Origin of the sequence: Psychrobacter sp. (genome assembly GCF_035469765.1) — a bacterium.
GTDB lineage: Bacteria > Pseudomonadota > Gammaproteobacteria > Pseudomonadales > Moraxellaceae > Psychrobacter.
In genome coordinates this window covers 1-11,473 of sequence record NZ_DATIRM010000101.1, presented here as the reverse complement: position 1 = coordinate 11,473, position 11,473 = coordinate 1, and the positions used below count along the sequence as shown (strand labels likewise).

Below are 11,473 nucleotides of genomic sequence, written 5' to 3'. Positions count from 1 at the left end.
ATGCGGCGATACATATCGATTGCACCCTTAAAGACAGTTTTACCCGCGCTCATCTCATAACGATAGTCGCTCGATGCAATCCATAAACGCAACATATCCGCGCCCGTTTTATTGATCTCTTCTTGCGGCGTGATGATATTACCGAGTGATTTACTCATCTTACGACCGTTTTCATCAACTACAAAACCATGGGTCAATACTTGCTTAAATGGTGGGCGCGCGTACATGGCTTCTGAGGTCAGCAATGACGTCTGGAACCAGCCACGATGTTGGTCAGAGCCTTCTAAGTACATATCAGCAGGATTGGTTAACTCGTCGCGCTGATCAAGTACGGCAAAATGCGTGGTGCCAGAGTCAAACCAAACGTCTAAGGTATCAGTCGCTTTATCATAATCAGCGGCTTCCGCGCCCAAGAAATCCTCACAGCTAGCATCAAACCATGCTTCTACACCGCCTTCATTGATTTTTTGTGCAGCAACTTCCATCAGCTCAAGCGTATTTGGGTGTAGTTCACCAGTTTCTTTATGGGTAAAGAAAGTAATCGGTACGCCCCACGTACGCTGGCGAGAGATACACCAGTCAGGGCGACCTGTCATCATAGATTCAATGCGATTTTGACCCCATGCTGGTGTCCATTGAACTGCTGGAATATCAGCAAGCGCGCGCTCACGCAAACCTTGTGTTTCCATGCTGATAAACCATTGCGGCGTAGCACGGAAAATGATTGGCGATTTATGACGCCAGCAATGCGGATAGCTATGCTCAATTTTGGTATGGCTAACCAGATGACCGTTTTCGTGTAGGGCAGCGATGATTTGTGGATTGGCTTTATAGATGTGCTCACCGGCAAATACTGCCGCGCTGTCTAAATAAACGCCCGTACCACTGACTGGATTTTCAATCGGTAAGTCATACTTTACCCCAACGATATAATCGTCAAGACCATGACCCGGTGCAGTATGTACTAAGCCAGTACCGCTATCAGTCGTCACGTGATCGCCTAAGATTAATGGCACTTGGCGCGCTTCAATCAGTGGATGCTGAGCATGTAGACCTTCAAGCTCGCGACCTGATACGGTAGCTAAGACACCTTTATTCTCAAGTTTAAATTCACTTAACGCCGACTCAACCAAATCAGTCGCCAGTAGCAAGTTGCCGTTTTCAGTAGCGACCACGCTATAGTCATGCTCAGGATGCACTGCAATAGCTTGGTTGGCAGGCAATGTCCAAGGCGTCGTCGTCCAGATAACGGCAGCGATATTGCCGTCTATTTCAGCCAATGCCGCAACTTTGTCACTGTCTACAATATCAAAGCTGACATAAATGGCGTCTGAAACTTTATCTTGATATTCAACTTCAGCTTCAGCCAGAGCAGAGCTACAGTCCAAGCACCAGTTGACCGGCTTCATACCGCGAGTCACATGACCATTGTCATAAATTTTGGCAAGGGCGCGCACGATATTCGCTTCTTGATAGAAGTTCATCGTTAAATAAGGATTGTCCCAATCACCAAACACACCCAGACGTTTAAAATCCGCCTTTTGCAGTTCAATTTGAGTACTGGCGTATTCACGACAGAGACCGCGGAATTCGGTGGCAGAAACCTTTTGACCCACTTTACCGTGTTTAGCTTCGACTTTTTGCTCGATAGGCAGACCGTGACAGTCCCAGCCGGGTACATAAGGCGCATCAAAACCAGATAGAGTTTTTGACTTCACGATAATATCTTTAAGTACTTTATTGACCGCATGACCCAAGTGAATCTGACCATTGGCATAAGGAGGACCATCATGCAAAATGTATTTGGTTGCCCCAGCACGTGCCGCGCGAATTTTACCGTAAACGTCGTCTGCTTCCCAAGCTGCTAGCCAATCTGGCTCACGTTTGGCAAGATTTGCGCGCATCGCAAATGGCGTGTCAGCAAGATTTAGCGTGTCTTTATAGTCTTGGCTTGGCATATCAGTACTTTTATCAGTCATAGAAGGCGTCTTTTAGAATGGTGATTGAAATGTAAATTGAGTTAAAAGTGCGTGTAAAGCTGGCTACAAAAGCTAAGGTATTAATTTGATTGAGAGTAGATAATACTCGCTATTATATGACAAAAAGAGTGGGGTAAGAAGAGCTGCCGAGTATCGTTTCTATGTCCGCCAAAACCGCCACAAAATTCATTTAACAAGCGATTGCTACTTATTTTGTATCTGCTAGGATAATAAAGGTGATAATAAATTGAGCAATCAATATCCATGCTGTCTTTATGTACAAGACTGCATCATATCACTATCGTCAGATAATCCCTACTCTCAGTAGTTAATGGTCGTTGTTGATTTAACTGTTTTTATTCATTGATTTTAATCTGCATCACATATCATATCCGATTCAATTCTATTTAAAGACACGCAACATACACTTATGGGGGTCAGTTCATAAGCGAGCTCTGCTATAGGGGTTTTTGCGTGAGGTGCTAGACTAAGACTATAGTTAATTTTTTTCCTAAAAAACTGACGACAGCCACAATCTTAATTTCAACGACCATTCAGGCTGAATACCTGTCAGTCCTTGGCTCATCTCACCATCTTTTAATATGACATAAGAGGGTGTAACTTGTCCCTGCCAATCATCAAAGATAACGCCTTGTTGGTCATTAATTGTCGTAAAATTATAATTATGTTCCTTAAGATAGCCATCTAGCTCTTGGTTAGAGCCAGATTTTATAGCGACCGTAACGATTGGATAGTTATTCTCTGCTGCCAATGTATTAATAGTTGGCGAGGTCACGCTACATATCGGACACCAAGTACCCCAAAAATATACCAACGTTGGTTGTTCATTGCTCAGCGCTGCTAAGTCAACGACTTGCCCTTGATAGTCCATTAATTGCAGCTGTGGATTGGCTGGCATGACCGGTTGTCGCCACCAGTTAACAGCAGTATAAACAATAGCAAATACCAAGCCATAGAGCAGCACAGTTTTAATAATTGACAGTGCTTTTTGCTTGGGTGTCTTTTTAGGTTTCTCAGTCGTCTTGTCGATATTAGTCGTCATAATGGCTGCTTTTTTGCTAGGTGGTTTTTATAAGTCGTTTTTAATAGATAAAAATATACGGCTGAATGGTCAGCCGTATTATTAAAATTTCTTACTATATGACACTGATACTAAGCGATGTCTATTAAGTAATTGGCACCAACCATTAAGGTTTTTGGGCGCGGTCTTGTAATGGATCGCCAGTGAGCACACTACCTGAGTTTTCACGGCGCTCTTCATCACTCAACTTGCTCGCTGGAATTTTGGATTTTCGCTTCCATTTTAAGCTAAACAAGTCATCACGGCGATCAAGCAAATTGTGGACCGAACCTTCGTTACGGACGTGAGTGAGCTTGTCTAAATTCACATCTGAAAAGAAAACCATCTCAGTGTTGGCCGTCGTTTCTGCCATAATCGCATCATGCGGGAATGCAAAATCTGAAGGCGAGAAGATAGAGGACTTCGCATATTGAATATCGAGGCTTTCAACTTGCGGTAAGTTACCCACTGATCCACAAATCATCACGTAACATTCGTTTTCAATGGCTCGCGCTTGAGCACAGTGGCGCACACGTAAGTAGCCGTTTTTGGTATCTGTCCAAAAAGGCACGAACAAAATATCCATATCGTCGAGCGCCAACAAGCGGGCAAGCTCAGGGAATTCAACGTCGTAACAGACCAAAATACCAATACGACCGGCATCGGTATCAAATACCTTCACCTCGTCACCGCCTTCAATCACCCAAGCACTACGCTCATGAGGGGTAATATGAATCTTGCGCTGTTCTTCAACCGTTCCATCGCGGCGACATAGATAACTGACATTGTACAGCGTGTCGTCTTCATCTAGTAACGGCATGGAGCCCATAATAACGTTAACGTTATAGCTGACCGCTAAATGCGATATTTCGTTTTTAAACCACTCGGTATAACCTGCCAAAAAGCGAATCGCAATGTTTTGATCCGTCGACTCACACAAACCCATCAATGGCGCGTTAAAAAATTCTGGCAAGCAGGCAAAGTCTGAGTTGTAATCAGCCATAACGTCGACAAAGAATTCAACCTGTTGCAATAGCTCTTCAGGTGACTCAACTTCACGCATCTGCCACTGGATACCGCCAATGCGCACCTCAGACTTGCGCGTATTGGGCTTATAGTCTTTGGGCTCATAATAAATATTTGCCCACTCAAGTAAGGTTGCAAAGCCTTTAGACTGTTTGTCATCTGGCAAATAAGCGGTCAAAATACGCTTGACGATAAAGCCATTGGATAACTGGAAAGATAGCGCAGAATCATGAATTTCACGTGCTGCAACCGCATCAATGTAGTCACCCGGGGTCAAATCTTGGTGGTTATGGTAGTTAGGGATACGACCTCCAGCTAAAATAGCGCGGAAGTTTAACTGACGGCACAGCTCTTTACGCGCATCATACAGCCTACGACCCAAGCGATAACCACGATATTCAGGATCAATCAGCGCATCTAAACCATAGATAGCATCGCCTTCAGGGTTGTCTCTGATAATCTCTTTATGACCAATCAAGTCATCGTACGTGTGCGGATTAGAGAATTTGGCATAATCAACACGCATAGAGAGGACAATACCAATCAGCTGGTCATGGTCGAATAAAGCAATCTGCCCTTCTGGAAAGGCATCAATCAAAGTATTAATGGTAGTCTTTGACCATGCACCGCCTAAATTGACATACACACGGTCCATTAAGGCTTTTAATTGGGGATAGTCTTTTTTCTTAATCTCTGCAATCGTTAAATGAAAGTCTTCCGGTTTTTCTATCTTACTCATAAAATTCCTGTCTGTTGTTTCTGTAAGCGGGTGTTAATAAGTGATTTTAGTGAAATAAGCGGCTTAAATACAATAAATGGGATAGTTCATATCTTTGGAGTAATTTTTATAAGAGCTGTTGGACGCAGCAAAATTAAATCTCCTAGATTTTCGTGTAACCCTGTCGATAAAAACATATCAATAGTCTTTGAGAATCGTTACAATAATTTATCTGTATGTTTACAATAAGTTATCAAATCTACCTCGAATATTATTGTTTTAATGAGGTGTTTCTATGAATTTACAAGTACATTGAATAGATGTTTGATATGCGCTGCGGTTGCTATGATATCAAGCTAATGAGCCAATAACAGTCAAACGCTGTAAGTATTTGCTAGGTTTTTGTGAGTCATTAAGCTGCATAGAATCAATTTTTTATAAAATTGAGCGTAACTTTATTTTACTTGGTCATCTTTGACAATGATCCGTTAGGAATTTTTAATGATACCTGAAACTCATGCTGCTGCTTTTGGCACGTTAAATGAGATCGAAGATACTACACTGGTAAAATTTGTCTATGTCAGTAGCTTAACGTTTGGCTCGCGTTTTAGTACGACGATATTTGAAGAAGTAGAAAATCATGCGCGCAACTTCAATCAGCAGCATGGTATTACAGGCACGTTATGCTATGGCAACGGACATTTTTTGCAGTGCATTGAGGGTGAAAAAGAAAAAATAGCTGCATTGACTCAGCGTATCTTTGCCGATACCCGCCATAAAAATGTGCGGGTATTATTACTGCAAGTCATCAAACAGCGCAGCTTCTCTGATTGGCGTATGCGCTTATTGTTTTTGGAGCGTTGGTTATGGTCGCCTGCGACCCAAAAACAAGCGACACAGCTATCACCATTTTTGCCATTCTCGCCACACGACTGGAGCGCCGCGCATACTGAGCAGTTTCTGCAAGTCATCAAAAATTTTGAGACACCGTCTCATATCAAGGCAGCAGGTATTACTTACAATGCGCTCGGCAATATGGTGCGTCATGTCGCCGCTCCGCATCAAGCTTTTTTAGTCGTCCAAGGTTTTTTGAGTGTGCTTTTGGCTATAGGACTGATGTTATTATATTTATAAGCTAGATGATGAAGATCATAAAACATACGGTATAGTTTTATTATTGATGATAAAACTGCCTTTATAAAAAAGACGCTAGACTTAAACGTTTAGCGTCTTTTTTGTGTGATTAAGCTTTTAATACATTAAATAAGTAATCAATCACATATCAAAAATCTTACCACGATTCATAATATTATTGGGGTCAAAGACTTTTTTTACTTCACGCAAGTAATCAATCTCAGTCTCGCTGCGGCTATAATGTAAATAAGGTTTTTTGGTCATCCCCACACCATGCTCAGCTGAGACCGAGCCACCATATTTTTGTACCCTTTCAAATACGTATTTATTAACGACCTGACATTCTGCAAAGAAATCATCTTTGCTCATGTTTTCAGGTTTTAAAATATTAAGATGCAAGTTACCATCACCGATATGACCAAACCAACAAACTTCAAAGTCAGGGTAGTTACTGCTGACAATGTTATCAATCTCAGCGATAAAATCGGGTACATAACTGATGAGTACCGACACATCATTCTTATAAGGGGTGAATACTGAGATGGTCTCAGAGATATATTCGCGCAGCTTCCATAGCTCTTCCGCTTGCGCTAGACTTTGACTCATTACACCATCGACGACCCAACCTTGCTCCATGCAATCCTCAAATATCGCCATGGCTTTATCCATAATAGGCTCATAAGGTGCTTCAAATTCTAATAGCGTATAAAACTTAGTGCGCGATTCAAATGGCTCTTGCACTTGACCATGTGCCATGAGTTTATCAATCGCTACATCATCAAAGAATTCAAACGCCGTTAAATCAATCTTTGCCTGAAAAGCGGATAGGACATTCATCACATCGTTAAAGCTGTCCATACCCAGCACCATGACATTTAAGTCTTGCGGCTGACGCTCAAGCTTGATTTGTGCATGAGTAACAAAGCCAAGTGTACCTTCGCTACCAATAAATAATTGGCGCAAATCATAGCCGGTGGCATTTTTGACCATACCGCGATTGAGCTGCAAGATATCGCCTTTACCAGTGACCACAGTCAGTCCCATAATCCATTGACGGGTCATGCCATAACGAATCACTTTAATACCGCCAGCATTGGTGCCGATATTACCACCTATTTGACTGGAGCCAGCTGAGGCAAAGTCGACAGGGTAGTAGAGGTCTTTTGATTCGGCAAACTGCTGCAATTGCTGAGTGACCACACCGGCTTCAATCTCAACCATGCGATCGGCAGGATAGAACTGTCCGATTTGGTTCATTTTATCCATACTAACCACAATCTCGCCATTGGCGGCGACCGCGCCGGCAGATAATCCTGTACGACCGCCACTTGGCGTCAATACCACATTGTGTTCATTGGCAAGTAACACAATCGCTTGTACTTGATCAGTAGTCTTTGGAAAGACAATAGCCGCGGCAGCTGGAGCAAAATGCTTGGTCCAGTCTTTGCCCCAATGCTCTAAGCTTTCGCTATCAGTTTTGATTTGGCTGGCATCAAACTGGTGGGTATCAAGCAGAGCGCTGAGGATGGTTCGAACAGCAGCTGCATGGGTTTCAGATAGGGTTTGGCTAGATAAAGAATTCATGGTCAAATCTCGGTATCAACGTGAGCGCTATGCATAGAGGGGATTATTATGGGAATTATCATATAATCAAATAGCTATAACTGAACGTGTGTAATGGTGTATGTTATTAAAGGAATATTGACGATGTATATTATTGCAATTTAATGGTCGTAGCAATCGTAGAGTGTTATGAGTTTGCTTCTATATATGGGCACACATCGTAAACAGGGTATGGCTGCTCATTTAGATAGCAGGATTCACTATAGCATAAAAAGTTTTCAGGATTGATAATCAATAATTCATCTAATCTGCTAACATCGCCGACCAATTTTGTGTAAGATATCCAGACTCTTTTCGTTTCATTCATCCAAGCTTATCCCTCAGATGATTTTTATAAGACAATTATAGGACAGTTCTCACATGGCGTTATCACTCCAAAAAGACAAAATCCGGTTTTTATTGCTTGAAGGTCTGCATGACAATGCTTTAAAAGTATTAAAAGATGCTGGTTATCAAAACATCGAAAATATCAGCCATGCATTGGATCAAGACGAGCTGATTGAAAAGATTAAAAATGCTCATTTTATCGGTATTCGCTCGCGCACACAGCTGACTCGTGAAGTACTTAAGCATGCACATAAGCTTATCGGTATCGGTTGTTTTTGTATTGGTACCAACCAAGTTGACTTAGATGCGGCTCGTGAGTTTGGTATTCCGGTCTTTAACGCCCCATATTCGAACACCCGTTCGGTTGCTGAGCTGGTACTTGCTGAAGCCATCATGCTTTATCGTGGTATCCCTGAAAAGAATGCTACTGTACATCGCGGTGGTTGGGGCAAGTCTGCGACCAACTCACATGAAGTGCGTGGCAAAACTATCGGTATCGTCGGTTACGGCTCTATTGGCTCGCAATTGTCTGTATTGGCTGAAAGCTTTGGTATGAAAGTTATCTATCATGACGTTTTAACCAAACTGCCACTAGGTAACGCAGTGCAAGTGGGTAGCTTAGAAGAGCTGTTATCGACTGCTGATATCGTGACCTTGCATGTACCTGATCTGCCAAGCACACGCTATATGATGAAAGCCGAGCAATTTGCGCATATGAAAGACGGCAGCTACTTTATCAATGCGGCACGTGGTACTTGTGTTGAGATTGATGACCTTGCTGCTGTGCTTGAGTCTGGCAAAATCTTGGGCGCTGCAATTGATGTGTTCCCGAAAGAGCCAAAATCTGCTGATGAAGAGTTTGAATCACCACTGCGTAAGTTTGATAATGTCATCTTGACCCCGCATATCGGTGGCTCAACGCAAGAAGCACAGGCAAATATTGGACTGGAAGTTGCAGATAAGTTTGTACGCTATTCTGACCAAGGCGATACGGCAACAGCAGTCAACTTCCCAGAAGTATCGATTCCGTTTAAAGAAGGCACGCATCGCCTGCTGCATATCCACAAAAACGTACCAGGCGTCCTGTCACAGATTAACCGTCTGTTTGCTGAAGCAAATATCAATATCTTGGCGCAGAGCTTGATGACAGAAGGCGATGTCGGCTATCTCGTTATGGATGTCGATTATAACGACTCAACCGCGGCTTTAGATCAGCTAAAAGACGTTCAAGAAACGATTCGTGTGCGTATTTTATTCTAAGTTTTGTGATAATAGTTTTAATTTATAGTTAGCGCTATAAATAGCGAATAACAAAAAAGAGAGGCTCTATTCATAAGAGCCTCTCTTTTTTTATCGCATTTTACATATTTCTAAGGCGTAACTTTAGCCAGCTTTGGTTTTATTGGCTTCGTCGGCTTGACGGCGAGCTTCAATTTTAGCTGCTTTACGTTTCTCGATGACATCAATGACGTCGCTGCCGATATGGGCTTCACCACGTTTTTGTGCCAATTGCATTTGATGCTCACGCTCACGAAAGCGTGCTTTTTGCTCGTCAGTCGCTTTATCGATACAATGTGGGCAAGACTCGCCCTTTATATAGGCAGGGCTTTGCATCTCATCTTGCGTAATAGGCATACGACAGGCAAAACACTGCTCATAACTACCTTTCTCCAAGTTATGATTGACTGACACACGGTTGTCAAAGACAAAACAGTCACCTTCCCACATAGAGTCGCTGGCAGGTACTTCTTCTAGATATTTTAAAATGCCACCCTCTAAATGATAAACCTCTTCAAAGCCTTGCTCACGCATAAATGCCGTTGATTTTTCGCAGCGGATACCACCCGTACAGAACATCGCGACTTTTTTATGCTTAGCGGGGTCTAGCTCTTTTGCCACGTATTCTGGGAACTCACGAAACGTTTCGGTATTAGGATTAACGGCATTTTGGAACGTACCGATTTTTACTTCATAGTCATTACGCGTATCAATTAGGATGACGTCAGGGTCTGAGATAAGTGCATTCCAATCACTTGGTTTGACATAGCGCCCAACCGATTGTAATGGGTCGATATTCTCTACGCCCATGGTAACGATTTCTTTTTTGAGCTTTACTTTAGTGCGATAAAACGGCTGAGCATCGGTATAAGATTCTTTAAAGGTAAAGCTGCCGATTGCGTCGATACTACGCAAATACTCAAGGACGTTATTAATACCTTGACGGCTACCAGAAATCGTACCGTTAATGCCTTCGCTAGCAATTAACAAGGTTCCTTTAACATCGTTATCGAGCATGGTATTTAGAATTGGGTCGCGGTACTCTTCGAAGTCAGCAAAACGTGTGAATTTATACAGGGCAGCGACGACAATATTATTGGTCACGCTATCGTATTCGGTGGCATGGGTTGGTGCTTTAACGTTAATAGCTTGTGAGGTACTCATGGTTTTCTCCTGCTGGCTAGGTCGCAAACCTAGTGCATTGGGTTAAAGGGATATATGAATTCATAACACTAGCACAATTGTGGAATTGACTAAATGCTGGCGGAGTGTAGCAAATTTTGCAGTATTTTTAAATGTTTTATATAGGATCGATTGTATGTGCTTAAAGGGGCTGTAGACTACTTATTAGCCATTTATAAAGGTATACTTATGAGAATCAATAATAAAATAACGTCAATGGAGATGACATATGAGTAAACCAGCTAGCGACATATCTATTAAGCCCACCATCAGCCGATACCCTGTACCGAATTTAGATAACTTACCAGCTGACATTCTTGAACGTATTTTAGCGGTTCAAGAAAAAGCCAAATTCATTCCTAATGTGTTTTTAGCGTTAGCCTATCGCCCAGCAGAGTTTAGAGCTTTTTTTGCCTATTATGATGCCATTATGGAGCGAGAAGGGAGTACGCTAAGCCCCGCTGAAAAGGAAATGATCATTGTCGCCACCAGCGCCGCGAATGGCTGCCAGTATTGTGTTATCGCTCATGGTGCGCTTTTGCGTGTGTTTGCAAAAGAACCACTGTTAGCAGACCAAATAGCCATCAATTATTTGCATGCGCCTATCAAGCTTAAGCAAAAAGAGATGCTCTCATTTTCTGTCAAGCTATGTCGAACACCAGAACTTATCCAAGAGTCAGATTATGTTGCATTGAGAGAACACGGTTATGATGACGAAGATATCTTAGATATAGCAGGTGTCACCGCATTTTTTGGGTTGTCTAATAGAATGGCAATTGTGATGAATATGCAGTCCAATGCAGAGTTCTATACGATGGCACGTGAAGTAAGAAAGTAAGTATTATTTAAACCAATTAAATAAGTACGTCTCTAAAAACAAAAAATCCAGCACACAGGCTGGATTTTTTTTATTCAATAAGTGCTTTCAGAAAGACTTATTTACTCTGGAACCAAGTATCTGCTTTGCTGCGAGCGCTAGCGATATCAGCACTTGATAAGTTCAATGCCAATTGACCGATTTTGCCGCGGGCTTTGTTACGGACTTTTTCATCAAGCATACCGTCACGGGCAGCCAAGTCATACCATTTATAGGCATCGACGAGATTTTTTTGCTTTTCATCTAAC

8 protein-coding genes and 1 pseudogene are annotated in these 11,473 nt (G+C 42.4%); 3 read left to right on the top strand and 6 right to left on the bottom strand.

The genetic code is table 11. From position 1 onward, the window contains the following. From ileS to VLN09_RS02810, 3 genes are all read right to left on the bottom strand, one after another. A partial coding sequence (gene ileS / locus VLN09_RS02820; RefSeq protein ID WP_325243691.1) for an isoleucine--tRNA ligase occupies positions 1–1,979 on the bottom strand: 1,979 nt, incomplete at its 3' end. 511 nt (positions 1,980–2,490) lie between these two features. Continuing rightward, entirely contained in the window at positions 2,491–3,042 is a 552-nt protein-coding gene (locus tag VLN09_RS02815; RefSeq protein WP_325243690.1) for a protein disulfide oxidoreductase, read from the bottom strand. 145 nt (positions 3,043–3,187) lie between these two features. Continuing rightward, positions 3,188–4,825, bottom strand: coding sequence for a bifunctional GNAT family N-acetyltransferase/carbon-nitrogen hydrolase family protein (locus tag VLN09_RS02810; RefSeq protein WP_325243689.1), 1,638 nt, complete (start codon positions 4,823–4,825; stop codon positions 3,188–3,190). 480 nt (positions 4,826–5,305) lie between these two features. Between VLN09_RS02810 and VLN09_RS02805 the strand changes: the two genes are divergently transcribed. After that, entirely contained in the window at positions 5,306–5,938 is a 633-nt protein-coding gene (locus VLN09_RS02805) for a BLUF domain-containing protein (protein ID WP_325243688.1), read from the top strand. Between the two features lie 141 nt (positions 5,939–6,079). Here VLN09_RS02805 and VLN09_RS02800 read toward each other — a convergent pair whose 3' ends face one another. Next, positions 6,080–7,522, bottom strand: a complete 1,443-nt coding sequence (locus VLN09_RS02800; protein ID WP_325243687.1) for an FAD-binding oxidoreductase — start codon at positions 7,520–7,522, stop codon at positions 6,080–6,082. A 399-nt stretch (positions 7,523–7,921) separates the two neighbouring features. Between VLN09_RS02800 and serA the strand changes: the two genes are divergently transcribed. Next, complete coding sequence (gene serA, locus VLN09_RS02795; protein WP_325243686.1) at positions 7,922–9,148, top strand: phosphoglycerate dehydrogenase; 1,227 nt, start codon at positions 7,922–7,924, stop codon at positions 9,146–9,148. A 123-nt stretch (positions 9,149–9,271) separates the two neighbouring features. On the opposite strand, the gene VLN09_RS02790 is transcribed toward serA, so the two are convergent. Further along, a complete protein-coding gene (locus tag VLN09_RS02790) occupies positions 9,272–10,330 on the bottom strand; it encodes a rhodanese-related sulfurtransferase (protein WP_325243685.1) in 1,059 nt (352 codons plus the stop codon). Positions 10,331–10,577: 247 nt separating this feature from the next. Between VLN09_RS02790 and VLN09_RS02785 the strand changes: the two genes are divergently transcribed. Then, the gene (locus VLN09_RS02785) at positions 10,578–11,186 is read left to right on the top strand and encodes a peroxidase-related enzyme (RefSeq protein ID WP_325243684.1); all 609 of its coding nucleotides are present in this window, start codon (positions 10,578–10,580) and stop codon (positions 11,184–11,186) included. Between the two features lie 97 nt (positions 11,187–11,283). Here the strand turns inward: VLN09_RS02785 and VLN09_RS02780 are convergent. Beyond that, a pseudogene (locus tag VLN09_RS02780) lies at positions 11,284–11,473 on the bottom strand (sel1 repeat family protein); the annotation flags it as partial.

Coding starts and splice junctions, on each gene's coding strand:
- VLN09_RS02815 (WP_325243690.1), bottom strand. CDS start 3,042: ATGACGACTAATATCGACAAGACGACTGAGAAACCTAAAAAGACACCC.
- VLN09_RS02810 (WP_325243689.1), bottom strand. CDS start 4,825: ATGAGTAAGATAGAAAAACCGGAAGACTTTCATTTAACGATTGCAGAG.
- VLN09_RS02805 (WP_325243688.1), top strand. CDS start 5,306: ATGATACCTGAAACTCATGCTGCTGCTTTTGGCACGTTAAATGAGATC.
- VLN09_RS02800 (WP_325243687.1), bottom strand. CDS start 7,522: ATGAATTCTTTATCTAGCCAAACCCTATCTGAAACCCATGCAGCTGCT.
- serA (WP_325243686.1), top strand. CDS start 7,922: ATGGCGTTATCACTCCAAAAAGACAAAATCCGGTTTTTATTGCTTGAA.
- VLN09_RS02790 (WP_325243685.1), bottom strand. CDS start 10,330: ATGAGTACCTCACAAGCTATTAACGTTAAAGCACCAACCCATGCCACC.
- VLN09_RS02785 (WP_325243684.1), top strand. CDS start 10,578: ATGAGTAAACCAGCTAGCGACATATCTATTAAGCCCACCATCAGCCGA.